This window comes from Rugosimonospora africana (genome assembly GCF_016862975.1).
In the GTDB taxonomy this organism is placed as follows: Bacteria; Actinomycetota; Actinomycetes; order Mycobacteriales; family Micromonosporaceae; genus Rugosimonospora; species Rugosimonospora africana.
The window spans coordinates 43,883-65,608 of sequence record NZ_BONZ01000013.1 but is presented as its reverse complement, the minus strand read 5'-3'; the positions used below and the strand labels follow the sequence as shown (position 1 = coordinate 65,608).

At 68.0% G+C, this 21,726-nt stretch carries 19 protein-coding genes and 1 tRNA gene; 11 read left to right on the top strand and 9 right to left on the bottom strand.

Going from position 1 to position 21,726, the window contains the following annotated elements:
* Positions 1–35 precede the first annotated feature (35 nt).
* Together Raf01_RS06020 and Raf01_RS06015 are read right to left on the bottom strand one after the other, a co-directional pair.
* Positions 36–1,151 carry a CU044_5270 family protein gene (locus Raf01_RS06020; RefSeq protein WP_203916723.1) on the bottom strand — a complete coding sequence of 372 codons (1,116 nt, stop codon included), beginning with the start codon at positions 1,149–1,151 and terminating at the stop codon, positions 36–38.
* Positions 1,144–1,755: an RNA polymerase sigma factor gene (locus Raf01_RS06015; RefSeq protein ID WP_239133407.1), complete on the bottom strand. Its 612-nt coding sequence runs from the start codon at positions 1,753–1,755 to the stop codon at positions 1,144–1,146. The genes Raf01_RS06020 and Raf01_RS06015 overlap by 8 nt, the downstream gene beginning before the upstream one ends.
* Positions 1,756–2,031: 276 nt before the next feature.
* Here Raf01_RS06015 and Raf01_RS06010 point away from each other — a divergent pair, with 276 nt between their 5' ends.
* Entirely contained in the window at positions 2,032–5,409 is a 3,378-nt protein-coding gene (locus Raf01_RS06010) for a S8 family peptidase (RefSeq protein WP_203916722.1), read from the top strand.
* Between the two features lie 44 nt (positions 5,410–5,453).
* Here the strand turns inward: Raf01_RS06010 and Raf01_RS06005 are convergent, their stop codons facing one another.
* Positions 5,454–6,374 (bottom strand): LysR family transcriptional regulator, encoded by a 921-nt coding sequence (locus Raf01_RS06005; protein WP_203916721.1) that lies wholly within the window; start codon positions 6,372–6,374, stop codon positions 5,454–5,456.
* A gap of 120 nt (positions 6,375–6,494) precedes the next feature.
* Between Raf01_RS06005 and Raf01_RS06000 the strand changes: the two genes are divergently transcribed.
* The gene (locus Raf01_RS06000; protein ID WP_203916720.1) at positions 6,495–7,040 is read left to right on the top strand and encodes a YceI family protein; all 546 of its coding nucleotides are present in this window, start codon (positions 6,495–6,497) and stop codon (positions 7,038–7,040) included.
* A 33-nt stretch (positions 7,041–7,073) separates the two neighbouring features.
* Here Raf01_RS06000 and Raf01_RS05995 read toward each other — a convergent pair whose 3' ends face one another.
* The 3 genes from Raf01_RS05995 to Raf01_RS05985 all read right to left on the bottom strand — a co-directional run bounded on the left by Raf01_RS05995 (position 7,074) and on the right by Raf01_RS05985 (position 9,968).
* The gene (locus Raf01_RS05995; protein WP_203916719.1) at positions 7,074–7,757 is read right to left on the bottom strand and encodes a response regulator transcription factor; all 684 of its coding nucleotides are present in this window, start codon (positions 7,755–7,757) and stop codon (positions 7,074–7,076) included.
* A 275-nt stretch (positions 7,758–8,032) separates the two neighbouring features.
* Entirely contained in the window at positions 8,033–9,181 is a 1,149-nt protein-coding gene (locus tag Raf01_RS05990) for an FG-GAP repeat domain-containing protein (RefSeq protein ID WP_203916718.1), read from the bottom strand.
* Positions 9,182–9,389: 208 nt separating this feature from the next.
* Positions 9,390–9,968: a dihydrofolate reductase family protein gene (locus tag Raf01_RS05985; protein ID WP_203916717.1), complete on the bottom strand. Its 579-nt coding sequence runs from the start codon at positions 9,966–9,968 to the stop codon at positions 9,390–9,392.
* A 155-nt stretch (positions 9,969–10,123) separates the two neighbouring features.
* Here Raf01_RS05985 and Raf01_RS05980 point away from each other — a divergent pair, with 155 nt between their 5' ends.
* Together Raf01_RS05980 and Raf01_RS05975 are read left to right on the top strand one after the other, a co-directional pair.
* The gene (locus Raf01_RS05980; RefSeq protein ID WP_203916716.1) at positions 10,124–11,131 is read left to right on the top strand and encodes a sigma-70 family RNA polymerase sigma factor; all 1,008 of its coding nucleotides are present in this window, start codon (positions 10,124–10,126) and stop codon (positions 11,129–11,131) included.
* A 251-nt stretch (positions 11,132–11,382) separates the two neighbouring features.
* Positions 11,383–11,454, top strand: a tRNA-Lys gene (locus Raf01_RS05975).
* 471 nt (positions 11,455–11,925) lie between these two features.
* Here the strand turns inward: Raf01_RS05975 and Raf01_RS05970 are convergent.
* On the bottom strand, positions 11,926–12,591 hold the full coding sequence (locus Raf01_RS05970; RefSeq protein WP_203916715.1) for a hypothetical protein: 666 nt from the start codon (positions 12,589–12,591) through the stop codon (positions 11,926–11,928).
* Between the two features lie 229 nt (positions 12,592–12,820).
* Between Raf01_RS05970 and Raf01_RS05965 the strand changes: the two genes are divergently transcribed.
* On the top strand, positions 12,821–13,462 hold the full coding sequence (locus Raf01_RS05965; protein ID WP_203916714.1) for an SIMPL domain-containing protein: 642 nt from the start codon (positions 12,821–12,823) through the stop codon (positions 13,460–13,462).
* Here Raf01_RS05965 and Raf01_RS05960 read toward each other — a convergent pair.
* On the bottom strand, positions 13,431–14,615 hold the full coding sequence (locus tag Raf01_RS05960; protein ID WP_203916713.1) for a HAMP domain-containing protein: 1,185 nt from the start codon (positions 14,613–14,615) through the stop codon (positions 13,431–13,433). The two genes, Raf01_RS05965 and Raf01_RS05960, sit on opposite strands and share 32 nt — an antisense overlap.
* Positions 14,612–15,271 carry a response regulator transcription factor gene (locus Raf01_RS05955; protein ID WP_203916712.1) on the bottom strand — a complete coding sequence of 220 codons (660 nt, stop codon included), beginning with the start codon at positions 15,269–15,271 and terminating at the stop codon, positions 14,612–14,614. Before Raf01_RS05955 ends, Raf01_RS05960 begins: the two co-directional genes overlap by 4 nt.
* Before the next feature lie 124 nt (positions 15,272–15,395).
* On the opposite strand from Raf01_RS05955, the gene Raf01_RS05950 reads away from it, so the two are divergent.
* The 6 genes from Raf01_RS05950 to Raf01_RS05925 all read left to right on the top strand — a co-directional run bounded on the left by Raf01_RS05950 (position 15,396) and on the right by Raf01_RS05925 (position 21,673).
* On the top strand, positions 15,396–15,914 hold the full coding sequence (locus tag Raf01_RS05950) for a hypothetical protein (RefSeq protein WP_203916711.1): 519 nt from the start codon (positions 15,396–15,398) through the stop codon (positions 15,912–15,914).
* A gap of 20 nt (positions 15,915–15,934) precedes the next feature.
* Positions 15,935–17,026 carry an efflux RND transporter periplasmic adaptor subunit gene (locus Raf01_RS05945; RefSeq protein ID WP_203916710.1) on the top strand — a complete coding sequence of 364 codons (1,092 nt, stop codon included), beginning with the start codon at positions 15,935–15,937 and terminating at the stop codon, positions 17,024–17,026.
* Positions 17,027–17,082: 56 nt separating this feature from the next.
* Positions 17,083–17,775: an ABC transporter ATP-binding protein gene (locus Raf01_RS05940; RefSeq protein WP_239133406.1), complete on the top strand. Its 693-nt coding sequence runs from the start codon at positions 17,083–17,085 to the stop codon at positions 17,773–17,775.
* On the top strand, positions 17,772–18,989 hold the full coding sequence (locus Raf01_RS05935) for an ABC transporter permease (protein ID WP_203916708.1): 1,218 nt from the start codon (positions 17,772–17,774) through the stop codon (positions 18,987–18,989). Before Raf01_RS05940 ends, Raf01_RS05935 begins: the two co-directional genes overlap by 4 nt.
* Before the next feature lie 583 nt (positions 18,990–19,572).
* On the top strand, positions 19,573–21,180 hold the full coding sequence (locus Raf01_RS05930) for a GH25 family lysozyme (RefSeq protein ID WP_203916707.1): 1,608 nt from the start codon (positions 19,573–19,575) through the stop codon (positions 21,178–21,180).
* Positions 21,181–21,319: 139 nt separating this feature from the next.
* A complete protein-coding gene (locus Raf01_RS05925) occupies positions 21,320–21,673 on the top strand; it encodes a hypothetical protein (RefSeq protein WP_203916706.1) in 354 nt (117 codons plus the stop codon).
* Positions 21,674–21,726 lie beyond the last annotated feature (53 nt).

Below are 21,726 nucleotides of genomic sequence, written 5' to 3'. Positions count from 1 at the left end.
GCAGCCTCGCGAGTGCCCGGCCCGCCGGATCCGGGTTATGAGGCGGCCGGCGGTTCGGGCTTCTGGTCGGTCCATTCCGCCGCGACCACGACACTCTCCCCATGTTTGATCGGCGCGGCCGCGCCCTGGCTGCCGGAAAAGCTCTCGCCCATGATCACGTAGGTCGAGCTGTCGAGAATCAGCTGGTGGCGCTCTACGAAGCCGCCGGGCGAGGTGCGGTTCATCTCGATGCCCAGGCCCTGCCTTCCGTCGGCGTCCTTCACCGTACCCACGCTGTCGACGCCGGGGATTCCGGCGAGCACGGTGAACGCCGCGGCCCGGACCGCGGGGGGCGCCGGAACGTCCAGGAGCAACTGGCTCACCGCGCCGAACAGAAAGGTGTCAGCGCCCGAGCTACCGGCCGTGAGCCCGGCCGCGGCCATCCGGGACAGGAGCAGCGCCCGCAGCTTCGACGGGTTCGTTGGCAGCTGCTGGATCTGGGTGAGGTCGAATCCTCCGAGATCCTGCAGGTACGTCGTCCGGCTATCGACCGGGGAAAGTTGGCCTTTGCCAGCCGTCATGGTCAACCGCCGTGTGCCCGCGGGGGACCCGTCCACGGACCCATCCACCGACAGGTCCCATTGCTTCGGGGACCCCGCCTCGCTCCACGCCCGCTGGTCGGCCTCGGTGTCGGGGCGCCAACCCAGATCGCGGGTGCCCGTCCAGCTCGTGTCCTCGGGGTCCCGCGCGATCCAGTTCGCGGTCGCCGAACGATCGACCAGGTTGTACTGGTCGGGCGCGGTCCCCACCCTCTGCGGTCCGGCGACGGCGATGGTCTCCACGTGCCAGTACTTGCCGGTCTTGTCGGCGCCGGCGCGGGTCGCCGCGGCGAGCAGTATCGTCTGTGCCGACCGGTCGCCCAGAACCTGGGTAGTGCCGCCGCGGTCGGCGTGTTCCGGGTGAGCTGCCGTGGTCGCGAGGACGACGCCGGCTACCGCGGCGAGTACCACGCCGCCGCTCAAGGACCAGCGCAACCGCACGGGAAAGCGACGTGCGGACACGGGAGCCGAACCCCCGATGGCGGCGTCGAGCCGTCCGCGCGCCTGAAATGTGGCGCGTGCCGAGGGCGGCGGGGCGTCCAGCGTCTGCCGGATCAGCTGCAAGTCATCCATTCTCGTGCTCCTGTCGAGTTCGGGCCGGATCCGCGTCGGCGAGGGCGGCGCGGACGGTCCTGCGTGCGCGGTTGAGACGGGACGCGACGGTCCCTTCGGCGATGCCGAGGGCCACCGCGACTTCGGCATAGCTGAGTTCGGCGAGGGCGATGAGCAACAGCACATCGCGATCGGCGGGCTTGAGAGACCGCAGTGCCGCGCCGAGGTCGCGCCGGACGCCCAGCGCGTCCAGGCGGGCGGCGATCTGGTCCTCGTCGTTGTCGTGAACGTCGGTGCCGTCCGATGCGGCGATCCGGCCGAGTGCCCGGTACTTGCGCTCCTCGTCCCGCCGGTGCCGCCGGATCAGGTTGGTGGCGATGCCGTACAACCAGGCCCGTACGTGGCCGCCCTGGCCGCCGAAGCGTTTGCGGCCGCGGAAGGCCACCAGGAATGTCTCGGCGGCCAGGTCGTCGGCGTGGCCGGCACTGAGCCGGCTCGCGATGTACCTGTGGATCTGGCCGTGGTAGGCGTCGAAGAGGTCCGCGAAGCGCCCCGGGCGATCCCGCGATTCCCGCAGGATGTCGGCATCGGACGGGCTGCGCGCGGACTGGGCGGTCATCGTCATGCCGGACTCATTCTCACCATCAAGCCTCCATTCGTCATGGGCGTTGGTCACCGCGTTGATGCCCGATGCCATCGGTTCCCTTCACGAGCCTTCCGGCCGCGGGTGAGGCCGCACGGGTGCTGGCGGGCGGTCGAGCGGATGGCTGTCGCGAAGGGATCGTGCGGCCGCGGGCATTCACCGGAGGCACCCGGCAGGTGAGGCATGCCGGGTCCGCTGCCATCCCGAACCGACGGGCGTCCGGCCGGGCCGGACGTTGCCCAGGAAAGGACGTTGCCCATGAGAAAACGCTTTGTGGGTGTACCGGTGGTGGTCATCCTCGCCGCGGCCGGCGCGGTGGGGACCTCCGCCGGTACCCCGGCATCGGCGCGCACGGTACCGGCTGCGGTCGCATCGCCGAGCGGATCGGTCACCCTGATCACCGGGGATCGGGTCGAACTGAACGGCGGCACGCCGCCCCAGATCACCCCGGGACCCGGCAGGCGATCGATGCCGTTCCGCGTCAGCGCGGACAAGGGCCACATCCAGGTGGTCCCGGGGGACGCTGCGACGCTTCTCGCCACGGGTCGATTGGACCAGCGGCTGTTCGACGTGACGACACTCCTGGAGGACGGGTACGGCGACACGCAGCGCAAGGACCTGTCGCTGATCGTCCAGTACGACCCCGGCACCCCGCACCCGTTGACCGCCGCGGAGAACACCGTCCGGCAGCTCTCCAGCGTGCACGGCGCCTCGATAGCGGTGTCCAAGAAGGACGCGCCGACCTGGTGGAACGCCGCGACCCACCTCGACCGTGGGACGCGCACGCTGGGTTCCGGCCTGACCAAGGTGTGGCTCAACGGGCGGCGCCACCTGGCTGAGGATGCGAACGCGACGCAGATCGGCGCCCCGGTGGCCTGGCAAGCCGGGCTGACCGGCAAGAACGTGCGGGTAGCGATCATCGACGGCGGGATCGACACCACCCATCCGGACCTGGCGGGGAAGGTCGACGCATCGGCGAACTTCACCAGCGAACCAGCGGGTGACTTCGGCGGCCACGGTACCCACGTTGCCTCGACGGTGGCGGGCAGTGGCGCCGCGTCCGGCGGGAAGTACCAGGGGATCGCACCGGACGCACGGCTGCTCGACGCGAAGGTCTGCGATCAGTACGGCTCCTGCCCGGACGACGCGATCATCGCCGGCATGCAATGGGCCGCGGCGCAGCACGCGTCGGTGGCCAATGTGAGCCTGGGCGGCGCGGACACCCCGGACGTCGACCCGGTGGAGCAGGCCGTGAACGCACTGTCCGCCCAGTACGGGACGCTGTTTGTCGTCGCGGCGGGCAACACGGGCAGTACCGTCCAGTCGCCGGGCAGCGCGGACGCGGCGCTCACCGTCGGCGCGGTCGACGGGCAGGATGTGGTCGCCGACTTCTCCAGCCGCGGCCCGACGGCCGGCGACACGCTCAAGCCCGATCTGACCGCCCCCGGCGTGGACATCGTCGGCGCCCGCGCGGCCGGGACCGAACTCGGCGAGGTCGTGGACCAGCAGTACGTCAAGCTGTCGGGCACCTCCATGGCCACGCCGCACGTCTCAGCCGCGGCCGCGATCCTGTTCCAGCAGCACCCCGACTGGACGGGCGAACAGGTCAAGGACGCGCTGATGGCCTCGGCCAAGACCCTCGGTACGACTGGTGGGACTGTCGGCGTCTTCGACCAGGGCGCCGGGCGCGTCGACATCGCCAAGGCGATCACCCAGTCCGTCATGGCGCAGCCAGCGAGCCTGAGTTTCGGCATGGCTCTCTGGCCGCACGGGGACGACGCGGTGCTGTCGAAGACCGTCACCTACCGCAACACGGGTACCGCCGATGTCACACTCGACCTCGCGCTGGAAGCGACCGGCCCGGACGGCACCCCGGCACCGGCAGGGCTGTTCACCGTGAGCCCGGCCCGGACCGTGGTACCGGCCGGTGGAACACAGCAGGTCACCGTCGCTGTAGACACCCGCTCCGACCAGGTGCCCGTTGGGCGCTACAGCGGTCGGCTCATCGCCACCGGCGGCGGCTCTTCCCTGACGACCCCAGTCGCGGTCGAGAAGGAGAGCGAGCACTACAACGTCCAGATCACCCACATCGGCCGGGACGGCGGCGCTCCGGGCGAGTACGTGACCTATCTCGACCGGATCGGTGACTGCGGTACCGATCCGTCCTGCGGTGGGGTCGTCAGCGGATCGGCCGGGCAGACCACTCTGCGACTGCCTCCCGGGCAGTACACGCTCGCGGAGTTCAGTACGACCGCCGGACGCAACGACACGAACCTCCTCATGCAGCCGGTACTCGATGTCGAGAGGGATGTCTCCCTGACGGTCGACGCGCGCCGGGCCCAACCGGTGCGGCTGACCGCGCCCAGGAGTTCGGCCCGGCTGATGGAGTGGGACCTGAACGCCGTCCGTGACGTTCACCGACTGGGCCAAGTGCTCACCTACTCCGTGTCGGGCGACTATTCGACGCCGCTCTACACCGCCGACCTCGGCGGCCCTCCCGCCGGCAAGGACGAGTTCGTCGGCTTCGTGCAGGGTCGCCTGGCCGAGCCGGGTCCGGCCGACGACTACACCGACAGCCCCTACGAGTACGAACTCGCCGGCACCAGTTTCGGCCAACTGTTCACCGGCTTGCGGCTCCAACCGGCGCAGAAGGACTTTGCCACCGTCGACGCGCAGTACGACGCCGTCACCGACCAGCCCCGAGACGTCAAAACCGCTCACGTTGCCCGGCCAGCGAGCGGTCCCGAAGGGCTGTTTCAGTTCTTCTCGGACTTCGGGGCGCAGCGACTGCTCGCCAAGGCGCCATTCCACCGCACCGAGTACTACCTCGCCGAGGGACTGCAGTGGCTGTCGTCGATGCAACAGGGCGACGTCCAGAGCGGTGCACTCGACTTCATACTGTCCGACAGCCAATGGCGTTCCTACCGGCCCGGCCAGACATACCATCCGGTCCCTTGGAGCCAGGGGGTGTTCGGACCGAACTTCCGCGATCCACAGCTCATAGCCAACGGCTTTGCCCACGGCGTGCTGCGGCGGGGTGACCAGTTCGCCGCCGGAGTCGACATGTTCGTGGACTCCGCTCCCGACCACCTGAGCGAGCCCAAGGCTCAGCGCGCGACGGCACAGCTGTACCGCGACGGCCAGCTCATCCAGGACTGGCCCAGCTTCGCCTATGTCTCCGCGGACCTGCCTCCCGACAAGGCCACCTACCGCCTCGCGGCCACGGTGACCTCTCCGATTTCCCAGATCTCCACCACCATCACCAGCGACTGGACCTTCCAGTCCGAGCACGTCGATGGCGATCAGGCGGCGGTGCTGCCGCTGCTCAATGTGCGGTACACCCCGGCCCTCGACGCCCACAACCACGCCAGGCCCGGGGAGCACTACCTAATCCCGGTCGCGGTGTCCCGGCAGCCGGGAGCCGGCACCGCGACCATCGCCAAACTCACGGTCGAAGCCTCTGACGATGACGGCAAGACCTGGAGCGAGGCGCCACTGGCCCGTAACGGCGGTGGCTGGGTGGCAACCGTCGACAACCCAGGTGGGGGCAGCGTTTCGTTGCGTGCGCACGCTCAGGACACGGACGGCAACGAGCTCGACCAGACCATCATCCGCGCGTACCTCGTCAACAGCTGACGTGAACGACGTGGGCAGCCGGTCCCCGACCGGCTGCCCACGCTTCAGCCGGCCACGGGAGCCGCCGAGGACCGGTCCAGCGAGATGGGGCCGAGGTCGGCGGCGGTCTGGGCCAGTGCGCGGATGGCGGCGCTGTCGGCGGTGGAGCGCCAGGTCAGGGCCCAGTGGAGGTCGGGAGCGTCGGGCATGGGCAGGAAGACGATGCCTGGGGGGCTGTTGTAGCGGGCGGCGATTTCGCCCAGCGGGTGGACGCACCGCCCGGTGGCGACCAGGGAGAGAATCTCGTGGAAGGTTCGCGCGGCGGGCCCGCGGGGGATCCGGCGACCGCTCGGTGTACGCGTCGGAACCATCGACGCGACCCAATATTCGGGGGCATCGGGGCCGAGGTCGACGACGTGGTAGTCGGCGAGGTCCTCCAGCGATGCGGTGCCGCGCTCGGCGAGTGGATGGTCGGCCGACACGGCCAGCACGCGACCTCCGACATAGACGGTGGGGCCGACCGTGAGGTCTGGTTCGGCGACAGGCAGCCACACCACGTTCACGTCGTTGTCTCCGGTGCGCAGGGCGGTGAACGGGTGGCCGCCGGTGATTTCGTTGAACTGAACGTCGCTGCCGGGGTAGCGGGTGCGGAACACATCGACGAGGGGGCGCAGTTCGTAGCCGGCATGGCCGAAGACGCCAAGTCGGAGGGTCTGGCCCGCGCCCAGGCCGGCCGCTTCGGCCCGGGCGAGTCCGTCCCGGAGGAGGTCGAGGGCCTTCTGCAGGTCTTCGCGGAGGCGCCGCCCGACCGGGGTCAGACTTACGCGTCGGCTGGTGCGGTCGAACAGCGCCACGCCGATGCGCCGTTCCTGTCTGCTGATGGCCTGGCTGACGCGGGCCTGGGACACGTGGAGCCGTTCGGCGGTGCGGCCGAAGTGCAACTCCTCGGCCAACGTCAGGAAGATCTCGATTTCCCGTATCTCCACCGATAACTCCAGCGTTATGGATCGCTCCACGAAGCTTACATTGTTCCGCCGCTGGCCTGCCTCGATGCTGGACACGTGACCACCCGACAGGCGGCACTTGTCTTCACAGGAGCGACCAGCATGACAGGCACAGCCACGCTCGGCGAACTGAGTGGCGACTACGCCCTCGACACCGCCCGCACCCGGATCGGCTTCGTCGCCCGGCACACGTTCGGACCCCGGGTGCGCGGGCACTTCGAGGAGTTCCAGGGCGTAGGGCACTTGAACGGCGACGACGTGTCGAAGTCGCGCGTCGAGCTCACGATCCGGGCCGGCAGCATCCACACCCGCAACTCACAGCGCGACGGCCTGCTGCGCAGCAAGTTCCTGGACGAGGACGACCACCCGACCATCACCTTCACCTCGACCGGGACACAGCAGGTCGACGAGGCCACCTTCGAACTCACCGGTGACCTGACCATCCGCGGCGTCACCAAGCCGGTCACCGTCGCCTTCGAGCGAACCGGTGCGGAGAACGACCCGCGTGGCATCGCGCGGATTCACCTCAGGGGCAACGCGACGATCAACCGCGCGGACTGGGGCGTGAATTGGAACGCGGCGACCGGGGTCTCCATCAGCAGGACGGTGTCGCTGGAGTTCGAGGTCGCCGCTGTCCGGCAGGCATGACAAGACCCCCCGACCCGCATCGGTTCGGGCCTTTCACGGCTCGTATTTGTAGCCCACGCCCCGCACCGAGATGATGTGGCGGGGCGTTGAGCGTGACGCCTCGATCTTGTGCCGAAGTCGCTTCACGTGCACGTTCAGGGTCTTTGAGTCGCATGGGTAGTCGGGACCCCATACCTGATCGATGATCTGCGCCCGGGTCAGCACTCGGCCGGCATGGCGAAGCAGCGTCTCCAGGATCTGGAACTCCTTCAGGGGCAGGTCAATCTCGTCGCCGCGGACGGTCACGACGTGCCGCTGCGCGTCTACCTGTACCGGCCCCGCTGCCAGCATCGCCGCCGTCGGCTTCCGGACCTCGCCACGTCGTCGGCGCAGTATCGCCCGGATCCGTGCGAACAGCTCCCGCGACGAGTACGGCTTGGTGACGTAGTCGTCCGCGCCCATCTCCAACCCGACCACCTTGTCGATTTCGGAGTCCCGGGCGGTCACCATGACGATAGGCACGGTCGACTCCGACCGGATTCCGCGGCATACGTCGAGACCCGATATGTCCGGCAGCCCGAGGTCCAGCAGCACAATGTCGGGGCCCGTCCGGTCGAACTCGGTCAGTGCCTGCGTACCGGTGGCCGCGAGGCACACCTCGTAGCCTTCCTTGCGCAGCAGGTACGACAACGCATCCGACACGTGTTCCTCGTCTTCGACAACCAACACGCGCGGCATGCGGAATTTCCTTCCTTGGCCTTGGCGGCCGTCCGGCGTTCAGAACAGGCCACGGAAGAAAACGCGAGTCTGGTCAGCGCCGGTGTGCGCCGCACGAACTCGTTATCCGCATTCACCTTCCTAAGATGCGACGACTACGCCAAAGGTTGCCGTGCCTGGCGGACGAGTTTCACCGTCGCCCCGGCCGTGGTTGTCGGGGCATGACGGAACCGAGCCAGGCGCTGGTCCGCGCCTGGCTCGGTCGGTCGCTGGTGAACGAGTCCTGATGGTCGCCGCTAGCGGGCGACCTTGGTGCGGTTCATCGGAAAGTCGCCCGGGATCGCTGACCAGACCTGCGCCAGATACCACTCGAAGACGGCGTCCGGCGAGCCGCTCAGTACCCACATGGAGGTGCCGCCGTTGAAGTTGTCGAACATGCCGATGATCTCGCCCTCGCCGTCACCGTCGATGTCGGCGGAGGTGATGACCGACCGGGTGAGCACCGCGCTGTCGGTGGGGAGTTCGAGTGGCAGCACGTACGGCGTGGAGTAACCCGTTTGTTGCTGGGCGGTGCCGTTGAATATCCTGATCTCGGCGTTGCTGACCACGGCGATGTCGTCCATGCCGTCGTTGTTCTGGTTGAACGTCGTCAACTGGGCACGCTGGCCGACATTCGGCTCCCAGTTCTGGTTGTAGTAGATCTGGTACGGATTCCCGGGTCCGGACGGGCTGCTGGCCCAGACCCACAGGATGGCGGTCGTGTTGGGGTAGTCCCAGAGACCGACGAGGTCGTCACGGCCGTCGCCGTTGATGTCGCCGGCGGTGAACTCCACCTGCGAAAGCGGATACCAGTGACTGGGCGACTGCCAGCTCTCGTAGGGCTCGCTCGAGCCGTCGCCGACGCTCGCGGTGCCCGGGAACACCCAGACTCCCATGGTGTCGTCGGGATAGTGGTACACGGCGATCAGGTCGTCCTTGCCATCGCCGTTGACGTCGCCCGCGGCCAACTTCACGTCGCTGAGCCAGAAGTTGCCCGGCGGGGTGTACCAGACACGGTACGCGTCCGTCGCGCTGGGTCCGGAGCCGCCCGTGCCGGGAATGACGAACAGCCCCGCGGCGCCGTTGCCGTAGTCGTACAGGCTCATGATGTCGGTGCGCCCGTCGCCGTTGAAGTCACCGGCGACATTCTTCGTCGCGCTGATCCAGTAGTTGCCGGGCCCGGTCTCCCACGCCTCGTAGGCCCCGATCTGCCCGGGCTGCCCGTCCGGCCGGTTCGGCGCGCCGGGGAACACCCACAGCCCCGTGTCGCCATTGCCGTAGTCGAACAGCGCGAGCAGGTCACCACGCCCGTCGCCGTTGAAGTCCCTCTTCCCGTCGGCCGACGCCGGGGCGGCGACCATGACAACACCGAGTGTGGCGAGTACCGCGGCAAGTGCGGCCGACACCAGTCGACGTGCACGACGGCTCCACCGATTTCTCATAGTCGCTCCCACGTCTAAGAGATCGATGGGAGTGACTGTAACTGAGGCTGGTGCGTACCGCTAGCGGACGATCGCGAACGGTAGCGCGTACAGCACCCCGAGCCCGCCGGGTCGCGGGGCGGCCTGTAGAGGCGCGTCCCGCGAACCGTCGAGAAGGCCGCTCGCCGGCCGACTAGACGTCCCGGACGGACTGATAGGTGAGGAGGACGAGGCCGTCACCGACGGCGCGGGTGTCGACCAGGCGCATGGGCTTCACGCCGCTGGTCTCGCCGAAGAGCCGCTCGCCCGCCCCGACCACGAACGGGTAGGTCATCAGGCGCAACTCGTCGACGAGGTCGTGCTCCATCAGCGTGTGCGCGAGGCGGCCGCTGCCGTAGACGACGATGTCCCCGTTCCCCTGTTGCCTCAGGTTCGAGACCTCCTCCACCACGTCGCCCTTCAGGACCGTCGAGTTGGACCAATCGGGGCCTTCGAGCGCGGAAGAGGAGACAACGTACTTGGGCAGGCTTCGCAACCTGTCCGCCCACTCGCCCGTGCGGGAAGCCCAACCACGCGCGAGGAACCACGCGTAGGTGCGTCGCCCCATCAGCAGGGCCTCGGCCCCCAGCGCCTCCTCGAACTCGACCTTGGCCCACTCTTCGTGGTCCTTCTGCCCGATCCGAGTGACCCAGCTGCCACGCTCAAAGTCGTCCTCGCCGGCCTGGATGACGCCGTCCAGCGAGATGTTCTCGCTGATCACGATCTTTCCCATGTCGATTCCCTTTCGTTGGCCTTGTCGGCTGCCACCGATCTAGACGCCGCCAGATCGGGAAAGGGGGCGCTCGACGCCGCCCCCTTTGGCCCTCGGCCGGCGTCCGTACAGTCGAAGCGCGACAGAGTGCGAGAGAGGCGACGAGGGTGGAACTGGTGAGAGCCGACCTGATCAGCAGGGCGCGGGCCGGGGACGGAGAGGCGTTCCGTGCGCTGACCGAGCCGCACCGCCGCGAGCTACAGGTGCACTGCTACCGGATGCTCGGGTCGTTCCAGGACGCCGAGGATGCCCTTCAGGACACCTTGTTGGCCGCCTGGCGAGGTCTGGAAGGGTTCGACGGTCGCGCCTCGATTCGCACCTGGCTCTACCGGATCGCCACCAACAAGTGCCTCAGCGCGCTTCGCTCGGCAAGCCGACGTCCCGTCAAGGAGTGGGACATCCCCGGGGTCGAACCGCCCGAGCCGACCCGGCTCGGCGAAGTCGTCTGGCTCGAGCCATATCCCGACACCCTCCTCGAAGGCGCGATCAATCTGCCGCTCGGCCCGGAGGCACGCTACGAGCAGACCGAATCCATCTCGCTGGCCTTCGTGACCGCGCTTCAGGCCCTGCCACCTCGCCAGGTCGCCGTCCTCATCTTGCGCGACGTCCTCGGATTCCACGCGGACGAGGTAGCCGACATGCTGGACACCACCATCGAATCGGTCAAGAGCGCCCTCAAACGGGCGCGTGCCGGCCTGCAGCGCCGGCGAATGCCGGTCGCCGACCGCGAACCGCCACCCGTCGCCGACTCGCCGGCCGAGGATGCGATCGTGGCGAAGTTCGTCAGCGCGTACGAATCCGCCAACATCGACGCGCTGGTGGCCCTGCTGACCGACGACGTCTTCATGTCCATGCCACCGCTGCCCCTCGAATACGAGGGCCGAGACCTTGTGGCCCGCTTCTGCGCCGGCATGTTCGGCTCCGGCCGCAGGTTCGACCTCGTGCCGACGCGGGCCAACGGTCAACCGGCGTTCGGGGCCTATCTGCACGCCCCTACCGGTATCCGCCACGGGACCGGCCTCTTCGTCCTCACTCTCACCGGCGACCGGATCTGCGCCATGACCCGCTTCGAAAACAGCGTGCTCCCATCCTTCGGGCTACCGCGATCACTCCCGAGCCGATAACAGCGCCCCGGGCGGGAGTACGTCGAGATTGCCAGTCAGCTGATCATCCAAGCGGGGATCGGTGCGTAGTGCCCGACCCTTGTCTCCGACACGCCGGGCATCGGCAACGCTCAGGTGCCCGGCGTGGCTCCCGGCGGGTTACCGGTAGCCACCATCGGTTCTCAACACCCGAGACGGTCCCCACAGAGGTACGGGGCGGCCCTTAAGTCGGAGGACTGAGCGGGCGCCGGTCGGGTAATGTAGGGCCCCGCGGGCCGCTAGCTCAACGGTAGAGCAGCAGACTTTTAATCTGCGGGTTCAGGGTTCGAGCCCCTGGCGGCCCACCTCCTCTGAGCAGGGAATATGGCCGCCTGACTATATTCCTGACTCATGTGAGTCACGTGTGAGCCGCGCCCGTGACTCGCCATTTCAGGCGACAGATGGCGGTTGAGCTGCACCTTCGCCGATCGGCGCAGGAGATCCGGATGCCACCGGGAGCGAAGACTCTGGATCATTAATCCCTTCACGCTCGAAGGGGTTAGGGACATCGTGATTCAGGGCAAAAGCGGGGGATCTGGACGGACGGCGCGCCGCGCAAGGCGGCCTCGTCAAGGCAGCGCTGCAGATAAGCTCCGCCGGACGTGCGGGCGTCGAGGATGCCTCTGCGGCCATCGCTGCGGTGTTCCTCGACGGGACGCGCGCCTGGCCAGCCGCTCACGCAGAATCGCGTCACCGAAGCCGATCACACGTCCAGCGTGCCGCTGGAGGCTGAGGAATCGTCGGCCCAGGAGGCAGTGCGATGTCCGTACGGCTTGTCAGTGGCTGGTTGCGGTGATAACGACCGTGAGGTCGCCGCCGGCGGTCAGTACGGCCCTCGCGTGGTACGGCGACTTGTCGGTGCTCTCTTCGTACTGCGGGTTATCCATTGGGGTGCCCAGTGTGTGCACGGTCGCGGTTAGCCATGTCGCCAGCGTTTGCTGCTGGGTCTTCGGTAGCACGGTGTCGACGCACGACGTAACCTCGGGGAGGACCGTGGAGCGGATCGGCACCCCAACCTTGTTGAAGGTGCATACGATCCCGATGACGTGGCTTGAGTCCTTGCCTGTCGTGTCCGAGAGACTGAGCGCGGCTTGCCCAGAGCTACCGGTGACCGGATCGGTGAAGTTGCCGACTGCCGAACTACCGAGGTGATACAGCGTGACGTGCCACGCTGCCGGCAGGTCACGCTGGACGCTGGCCAGGCTCACGCCGGGCAGAACGGGATTGCTCAGCCAAGTGGCTGTCGGGCTCGGCCCTTCGGGGCCCATAGGCGGCTTGCGAACGGCGGGATAGTTCGCGGCCGCGGAACCGGCATCTGCGGCAATCTTCACTAGGCCGACTGACAGCCCGAGGGCCACGACGACGATCAGTGCTCCTAGCCAGGTGCGCCGGGAGCGTTTGCCGAGGCGGTCAGTCGGATCCGCGCCGTCGGGTGACCTCACTGAACCTCCTGGCTTTCCGGCAGCGTCCATACATCGACGCAGGGAAGGTTATTACACCGCTGACCGGCGACACCGGCACAACCGTCCCGGACCGGGATCGCCCGCTGCTTGACCTCGTGAGTACACCTGGCGATCGGTGGCGCGGACACCCGTGCGGCTCAGCTGCGACTGTTCGATCGGCACATAACCGGGCAGCGGCTCGTGGCGCGAGCTTCATAAGATCGTCGCTATGCAGCTGGTAGAGAATCCCTGGGGTGTGACCGCCTACGGCGCGGCCAGTGTGAAGGCGATGCCGGACCTGGTCCGGGCCAGGTTCCGGGTACAGCGGGTGGAGCAGACTCCGTCAAAGGCGTTCGCCGTGGCCAGCGACGCGGTGCACGCGGTACGGCAGGCGCTGCGCAGGCACGCTGTCCCCGACGCTGCCGTCGAACGGTCGCGGCTGGATCTGAAAAGCGCGTGGAGTAACTACGGGCCCGACCGAAAGTTCCTGGGATACCAGTGCCAAGCCTCGTTCGCCGTCGAATCCGGCAACCTCGACGACGTGCAGGAGCTGCTCGTCGACCTGGTCGCCGCCGGCGCGAATGAGATCGAAGGAGTGGACTTCGACGTCCTGGGCAAGGCTGAGATGAGGGCCGAGGCTCGGCGTCAGGCCGTGGTGGCGGCGCGGCGGAAGGCGGAACTCTATGCCGACGCGGCCGGCGTCCGGCTCGGCAGTGTTCTACACATCGACGACGTCGACCCCGAGCAGGTCGGCCACGAGCGCTACCGCGGCCACGGTTCGGGCGGAGCGGCGTCGGCGGAGGACCTGGCCCCCGGGCACGTGGTGGTCTCCGCCGCGGTCATCCTCGGGTTCTCCATCGTTCCCGAGTAGCCCCTGCAGTCCCTCGACTGTCCGCGAGTGGTTTTCGTTGAGGGAAATCGACCTCGGCGATGATCCCTCCGCGGGGCCGCGGCGCGAGACGCAGCGGAGCGGCGTGCGCGTGAGCGGCGGCTCGGGCGATCGCCAATCCGAGTCCGCTGCCGGCTGTCTGTGACGTGCGGTCCCGCTGTCCTCGCCTGAACGGCTCAGCGAGTTCGGCGAGCCGGTGTGCGTCGACGAGGGCGCCGGTGTTGTCAATGACAACGTGGCCGCCCCGAGTCTTCACCCGCAGCTCGCCGCCGGGCACGTTGTGCAGGACGGCGTTGCGGATCAGGTTGCTCAACAGCAGTTCGATCAGCGCGCGGTCGCCGTCCACCGTCGAGGGTTCGAGCGCGAGCCGCACGGTGAGCCGCCGCTGATCGATCTCCCCGGCGAGTCCGTCGAGGCACTCGGTGGCCATACGGTCGAGTCTGACCGGTGCGGTCTCGGTGACGCCGCCGTCGCTCGTGGCCAGTGCGAGCAGGCCGTTGACGAGTCGGTCTTGGCGATCGAGCTGGCGGAGCATCGCTTCGGCGAGATCCCTGAGCTCGGCGTTGTCCGGTGAGTCCGCGGCGGCGACCTCGGTGAGCGCACGCTGAGTGGTCATCGGCCCGCGCAGCTCGTGTGACGCGTTCGCCACGAAAGCGCGCTGGGCCTCGAAGGATTTCTCCAGGCGGGCGAGCATCTGGTTGAAGGTCTCGGCGAGCTCGCGCATCTCGTCGTCCCGACCCGCGACAGGAATCCGTTCGTGCAGGTTGGTCTGCGAGAGGCGCCTCGCGGCGCCGGAGACAGCGTGCACGGGTCGCAGTGTCCGGCCCGCCATGACCCAGCCCATGAACCCCGCGACGGCGGTCATCACGACGATGCCGATGACGGACACGGTGATGAGCCGGATCTCGAGTTCGTGGCGTGCCTGCTGCTTGACTGCCAGCACGCTCTGGAAGTTCCCGGAGAGGCGGACCCTGCCGCTGATCTTGTCGATCAGCACGGTCGGGGGGTGGGTGGCTGTGTCCGGCCAGAAGGTAAACGTGATGATGACGACTGCCAGGGCGACACCCGCGGCGAGGAACAGTCCGGCATGGATCACGGCGAGTCGAGTCTGTGCGGTCAGACGGAGGTTCTTCACGGGATGCTGTATCCCGCGCCCACGGTGGTGAGGATCGCTTCCGGTTGACCGAGCTTCTTGCGCAGTGTGCTGATGGTGGTGCGCATTGTGTTGGAAAAGGGGTCGGCATTCTCGTCCCAGGCGCGCTCGAGTAGTTCTTCGGCGCTGATCACGGCCCCGTCCGCGGCGAGCAGGACGCGCAGGACGGCGAACTCCTTGGGTGCCAAGCGGACGAACTGGCCGCCCCGGGTGACGACCCTCTGCGAGGGGTCGAGGCGGATCCCGGCCCGTTCGAGCACTGGCGGCCGGGCCGGGGTGGCGCGTCGCAGCAGCGCCTGTACGCGCGCGACGAGTTCGTCGAACGCGAAGGGCTTGTTGAGGTAGTCATCGGCGCCGAGATTGAGCCCGGAGACTCGGTCGCGCACCGTGGTCGCCCCGGTGAGCATCAAGATGCGGCTGCTTCCCGAGCCGGTCTCCACGATCCGCCGGCACACGTCATCACCGTGGGTCTCAGGCAAGTCGCGATCCAGCACGACGAGGTCGTACCGGGTGACGGCCACCCGCTCCAGCGCCTGGCCACCGTCGAACGCGACATCCACGGACAGGGCATGACGTCGCAGGCCGCGGGCCACGGTCTCGGCCAGTACCTGGTCGTCATCCACCACGAGTACGCGCATCTGGTCAGTAAACACCAGCGGGCATAAAGACGGGATCAAGGAATTTGCGCACGCCCTGTTGACGGTCGGCCGGGGAACCTGGCTGTCCGAACGCACCCAGCCAGCCGAAAGGGATCGACCGACTATGAAACGTGCAGTGGTGCTGTCGACGATGCTGTCGGGCCTACTTGTGTTGACCGCGACCAGCGGTTGCTCGTCGCACGGCAGCGCGACCGCGAAGGCGAGCCCGGGCGCCGCGTCGGACCTGAGCGCGGCCGCCCTGCAAGTCGCCAAGTGTATGCGCGGCAAGGGCTTCGACGTGCCGGATCCAACGTTCGACGCTGACGGCGTACCGAACTTCCACGAGGATCCGGCAGCGCGCGGCAATGCTGCTTACGAGGCTGCCCGTACCATCTGCCGCAAACCGTTCAATGAAGCCTGGGTCGCGGCGGGCAAGCCCAACGAGAAGACGCAGAGCTCCCAGGATCTGCTTGCCTACGCGCAGTGCCTGCGACAGAACGGCGTGAACGTGGCCGACCCAGACCCGTCGGGCAACTGGTCGCTGAGCAAGGAGTTGATGAGTTCTCCGGCTTGGAAGCGGGCGAGCACCGCGTGTGCCAGCAAGCTGCCGTCGGGGGTACAGCTTCCCGGAGCTCAGAAGTGAGGCGACGTGGGCTGACAGCCGTGGCGGTCGTGGTGGCGGTCTGCGCGGGTGCCGCGGCCGCCTGGTGGTACCCGCACCGGCCCCGCACGCAGGTGGCCCAGGCGCAGACGCCGGTAGCGCTGGCCACGGCAGAGGTGACCAAGGGCGACCTCGCTGCCACGGTCCAGGTGCCGGGGCGGCTGGGATTTTCGGGCAGCTACACCCTGGTCAATCAGCGCCGGGGCACCATCACCGCGGTACCCGTGCCGGGCGCGGTCATCACGCGGGGCCAGACGGTCTACTCGGTCGACCAGGACCCGATTCCCCTGCTGTACGGGACGGTGCCGTTCTACCGCACGCTGACGATCGGCACCGAGGGCCAGGACGTCCGGGAACTCGAGGAGAACTTGGTGGCCCTCGGCTACGCGAACCCGAGCGGCCTTACCGTCGACGACAGCTACACGGACGCGACGGCGCAGGCGGTCCGGCGGTGGCAGCGGGCGCTGGATGAGAACGACACCGGTCTGGTCAGGGCCGGCGACGCCGTGGTCGCCCCCGGCGCGGTGCGGGTGGCAACTGTCTCCGCGACCACGGGCGGGCCGGCGGCACCGGCCTCGACGATCGCCACGGGCACCGGAACCGGGCATGACGCGTACGTGGACGTGCCGCTGGCCGACCTCGCCTATGTGCACAAGGGTCAGACGGTCCAAGTACTGCTGCCCAGCGGGAAGACCGTCTCCGGCAGCGTCGCCACGATAGGCACAGCCAGCGCGACGCAGGGCGGCAACTCCGACGGCACCGCGGAGCAGACCGGCGGGCGGCCCAACGCCTGCCAGGGCAACAGTTGCCCGCAGTCGGTCTCAGTCGAGATCGCCATCGACAGCCACGCCAACCTCGGCGGTGTCGACCAGGCGCCCATCTCCGTCACGCTCAACGGCGAGAAGCGCAGCGGCGTCCTCATCGTGCCGGTCTCGGCCCTGACCGTTGCCGACGGCGGCTTCGCCGTCGTCATCGTCGACGGTACGCAACGCCGTACCGTCAAAGTCACCACCGGGCTGTTCGCCTCCGGCTCCGTCGAGATCAGCGGCGACGGGATAACCGCCGGCGCCCGGGTGGAGGTGCCCGACCTGTGACCGCGGCGGTATCACACCTCGGGAGCGGTCGAGCGCCGGTCATCGAACTGCGAGGGGTGACCAAAAGCTACGGTGGACTCGAAGTCCTCCACCGCCTCGACCTGACGGTACGTGCCGGGGAGTTCCTTGCCGTTGTCGGGCCGTCCGGGTCGGGCAAGACAACCCTGCTGCAGATCGCCGGAACGCTCGGCAAGGCGACAAGCGGATCGGTACGCATCGACGGGTACGACACCGGACGCATGCGCGACACCCAGCTTGCCGCGCTGCGGGCGTACCGGATCGGCTTCGTCTTTCAGCAGTTCTTCCTCAGCCCCACGCTGTCCGCCGTGGACAACGTCGCGACCGGCCTGCTGTACTGCGGTGCTCCACGCGGCGACCGGCGCGGGCGTGCCGCACTCGCGCTCGAACGGGTCGGGCTCGGTCACCGGCTGCGCCACCGCCCGGACCAACTCTCCGGCGGCGAGCGGCAGCGCGTCGCGATCGCTCGCGCGTTGGTCGGCGCACCGGCGGTCGTACTCGCCGACGAGCCGACCGGAAACCTGGACTCCGCGGCCGGCCGCGCCGTTCTGGAACTGCTGCAGGAGCTGAACGCCGACGGCACCACCATCGTCGTCATCACGCACGACGCCGAGATCGCCGCGGGCCTGCCCCGTCGTGTCCACCTCCGGGATGGCGCCATCGTCTCCGATGAGCACACGCCGCGCGCAGTCGCAGAGAAGACTCCCACTCATCGAGGAACCCAGCAATGACCTTCGCGCAACCCACCGCCCCCCGGCTGGCGCGCTCTCGGCTCCGGCTCGGCGACGTCATGTCCCTCGGAACGCTCGGCATGCGCGGTCGCCCGACGCGCACGGTGCTCTCCGGCCTGGGTATCGCCATCGGAATCGCCTGCGTCGTCGCCGTTCTGGGAATATCCGCTTCCAGCCAGGCCAGACTGCTCGCTCAGATCGACGCGCTGGGTACCAATCTGCTCACCGTCACGGCTGGCACCTCAATGAGCGGCGATGCCAGCGCGCTGCCCACCACCGCGCCCGCGATGATCGGCCGCATCCACGGCGTAGAGAACGTCGCCTCGACCGGCATCGTCGACGGCGCGGCGTACCGCAACCAGCGGGTGCCCGCGGGCCAGACCAGCGGCCTGACCATTCTCGCGACCAGCCCGACCCTGCCACGCACTCTCGACATGCCAGTTCTCTCCGGCGAGTGGCTCAGCGACGCCACCGCCAACTTTCCGGTGGCGGTGCTCGGCGCTACCGCGGCCAGACGGCTCGGTGTCGAGAAGGTCGAGAATTCGCCGCAGATCTACGTGGCTGGCCAGTGGTTCACCGTCATCGGGATACTCGGCCCCAGCGTGCTCGACCCCACCATCAACTCCGGGGTACTTGTCGGCTTTCCAGTCGCCCAGGCGCTGCTCAACTTCGACGGCCACCCCACGACGATCTACGAGCGTTCCACTGATGAGACGGTGGAGTCCGTCCGTACGCAGTTGGCGCTCATGACCAATCCCGACCACCCCGATGAGGTCAACGTCACCCGGCCCTCGGACGCGCTGGCCGCGCGCGCCGCGGCGCAGAACGCCTACACCGGGCTATTCCTCGGGCTCGGCGCGGTAGCCCTGCTCGTGGGCAGCATCGGCATTGCCAACGTTATGGTGATCGGCGTTCTCGAACGCCGCGGTGAGGTCGGGCTGCGCCGCGCGCTAGGCGCGACCCGCGCCCACATCCGCTGGCAGTTCCTTGTCGAGGGCGTCCTGCTCTCCACGATCGGCGGCGTCGCCGGTGCGGTCATCGGTGTGCTCACCACCATCGTCTACGCGACCATCCAGGACTGGGAAGTCCGGGTTCCCGCCGAGGTCGTCGTGACGGGCATCACCGCCAGCATCCTGTCCGGAGTCATCGCCAGCCTGTACCCCAGCGCCCGAGCAGCCCGGCTGCCACCGACCGAGGCGCTCCGCGCGGCGTGATGCGGCGAGCAGCTCCGCGTTGGTACGGGCGACCAAGTGGGCAGGAGGATGCGAAGTGCGGGGGGCGCTGCGCCAGGTCCTGGACGACTATCTGCATACCGCGTACGCGGGCGTGGTGCTGTGCTATCCGTCGGGGATCACGCCCAGGCCATCACCTGCTACGCCGCGTCTGGCAGTACGCCATGGACATCCTCGACCATCACGGCCATCCCAACGCCGACCAGATCCGCGCGAAACTGCGCGAAAGGCTGGGGCCAGAAGCAGCTGAGTTCTCATCCCGGATCCGTGAACCGAGGTCGACCCCAAAACTGCCACGTACCACTGTGAATCACACCGATTCCGCACTCTCACCTACCGATGACGAAAAATGGTCGCGAAGCCGGCCACTGTGCGCGGAATGCGAGCGCCGGGACGGCCGCGTGGTTGACAAGATTTGGTGCAATCAGTTGTCGCGGTCACCGGCGGGAAACGTCCGAACGCGGAAGGTCAGTCCACACCTCGCACACCGCTCCGGTCTTGTGCGCCGGGAAGCCGTCCGTGAAGATCCTTGATGCATCGTTCGGCGGAAGGATTATGGATTCCCATGACATCCCGGTACCTGACCGCGCTCGCCTCGGCCGTACTGCTAGCGGCCGGCACGGCAGTCGCGGCGGCACCCTCACCGGCGCTGGCCAAGGCCACGGTCGTCGACGGAGGCGGCTGGGCTCACGCGGGCGCACGACCAGACAGAGCCACCTCGCGGCTGGCCAGCCCGACAGCCACACCAACCGGATACCCGGTGGCCGGAATCGACGTATCAAGCAATGACCACCCGGGTGGCCAGGCCATCGACTGGGCCGGACAGTACAACGCCGGCGTACGATTCGCCTACGTCAAGGCCACCGAAGGCGACGACTACATCAACCCGTACTTCGACTCCGACTACCATGCGGCGAAGGATCAGGGCCTGTACGTCGGTGCGTACGACTACGCCAGACCCGACCTCGGCGACCCGGTCGGGCAGGCGGACTACTTCCTCAACTCCGCGCAGTGGTCGACCGACGGTCAGACTCTGGTGCCGTTCCTGGACATCGAGTGGCCCTACTCCGCACTCGGCCTCTCCGATTGCTGGGGACTGACGACCACCCAGATGTCCGCCTGGATCACCGGCTTCGTCAACGAAGTCCAGGCACACATCGGCCGGCCGCCGATGATCTACACCAACACCAACTGGTGGAACCCGTGCACCGGCAACGACGCCTCCTTCGCCAACCTGCCGCTGGACATCGGCGGCTACACCACCCAGCCGCCGCCGCTGCCCGCCGGTTGGAACCAGTTCACCTTCTGGCAGTACGCCGACAGCCCCTGGCCCGGAGACAAGGACGTATTCAACGGGTCACTGGCCGATCTGGCGGCCTTCGCCAGGCCGAACCAGACGCTGAACCCGGCCTTCGACAGCGTTCTGGCCCGGACCCCGCAGAACGCCCTGGCCATGTACCCCAACACCCACGGGCACGGCATGTCCACCTTCGGCTCGCCGTCGACCGTCGGCACCGGCTGGGGCGTCATGAACACCATCGACGTCGGCGATGTCGACGGGGACGGCCACGATGATGTGATCGCCCGTGACGGGTCCGGCAACCTCTGGGATTACCCGAACACCAGTGACACGGGCATCCCGACGTTCGGGGCACCACTTAAGGCCGGCAACGGCTGGAACGTCATGAACATCATTGAGACCGCCGACCTCAGCCTCGACGGGAAGGCCGACGTCGTCGCCCGGGACGCGTCCGGCAATCTCTGGGAGTACGTCAACACCGGCACCCCCGGCAGCCCGGCGCTGAGCGCGCCCATCAAGATCGGCACCGGCTGGAACGTCATGAACGCCATCAAGCCAGCCGACCTGAACGGCGACGGAAAGGTCGACCTCGTCGCCCGCGACACCAGCGGCTACCTCTGGCTCTACCCAGGCACCGGCACCTCGACCTTCGGCTCCAAGATCCAACTCGGTAACGGGTGGAACGTCATGACCGCGCTCCAGTTGGGTGACATGAACGGAGACGGCCACCCGGACGTCGTGGCCCGCGACAGCGCCGGTTTCCTCTGGCTCTACCCGAACACGGGTATCGCCGGTGTTCACACCCTGGGCGGTCGGAGCCAAATCGGCAGCGGCTGGAGTTCCATGACTGCGCTGACCCTCGGCACATTCTGAGTCGACATCCGCACAGCGGGAACAAGTCCAACTCCCACTGAGAACCCCATCCTGTGGGGCCCCGAACTTTTGGGGCCCCACAGGCCCGTGGCGGCCTGTGAAGTCCGGACCAGGGGGTGTCGACGCGTAGGATCCGTTCGTGCGGCGAGTCGAGGTGACGGACGAGGGCATCACGATAACGTCCGTCATCGAGCCGCTGGTCTCGATGTACGGCAAGGAGATGCGGCCGGGCGCCACCAGCGTCTATGCGCTGACGTGGGACGAGATCTCCCGTGTCGAGGTCTCGGCGATCGAGCTACCGCCCGACGGCGAACGCTGGGTCGAGTTGACGGTGGACGTCACCTGGGGCGAGTACTTCGAGATACACGAGGACGACGAAGGCTTCGCGGACGCTCTGCGTGAACTGTGCCGGTTGTCGGAGCGTCCGGTGCCCGACGCGGCAGCCCTGACAATGACCGGACAGGTGATCTGGCCGGGGCTCGGGGCTGCTTGAGCCTGACGGTGTGGCCCTCGGGATGGGTCTACGTGCTCGCCGAAGCGGACGAC

What these genes read in the sequence shown, in the direction of transcription:
- Raf01_RS05955 (WP_203916712.1), bottom strand. Translation starts at nt 15,271, where the DNA reads ATGCGCGTACTCGTGGTGGATGACGACCAGGTACTGGCCGAGACCGTG.
- Raf01_RS05930 (WP_203916707.1), top strand. Translation starts at nt 19,573, where the DNA reads ATGACATCCCGGTACCTGACCGCGCTCGCCTCGGCCGTACTGCTAGCG.
- Raf01_RS05950 (WP_203916711.1), top strand. Translation starts at nt 15,396, where the DNA reads ATGAAACGTGCAGTGGTGCTGTCGACGATGCTGTCGGGCCTACTTGTG.
- Raf01_RS06000 (WP_203916720.1), top strand. Translation starts at nt 6,495, where the DNA reads ATGACAGGCACAGCCACGCTCGGCGAACTGAGTGGCGACTACGCCCTC.
- Raf01_RS05965 (WP_203916714.1), top strand. Translation starts at nt 12,821, where the DNA reads ATGCAGCTGGTAGAGAATCCCTGGGGTGTGACCGCCTACGGCGCGGCC.
- Raf01_RS06010 (WP_203916722.1), top strand. Translation starts at nt 2,032, where the DNA reads ATGAGAAAACGCTTTGTGGGTGTACCGGTGGTGGTCATCCTCGCCGCG.
- Raf01_RS05995 (WP_203916719.1), bottom strand. Translation starts at nt 7,757, where the DNA reads ATGCCGCGCGTGTTGGTTGTCGAAGACGAGGAACACGTGTCGGATGCG.
- Raf01_RS05985 (WP_203916717.1), bottom strand. Translation starts at nt 9,968, where the DNA reads ATGGGAAAGATCGTGATCAGCGAGAACATCTCGCTGGACGGCGTCATC.
- Raf01_RS06015 (WP_239133407.1), bottom strand. Translation starts at nt 1,755, where the DNA reads ATGACGATGACCGCCCAGTCCGCGCGCAGCCCGTCCGATGCCGACATC.
- Raf01_RS05935 (WP_203916708.1), top strand. Translation starts at nt 17,772, where the DNA reads ATGACCTTCGCGCAACCCACCGCCCCCCGGCTGGCGCGCTCTCGGCTC.
- Raf01_RS06020 (WP_203916723.1), bottom strand. Translation starts at nt 1,151, where the DNA reads ATGGATGACTTGCAGCTGATCCGGCAGACGCTGGACGCCCCGCCGCCC.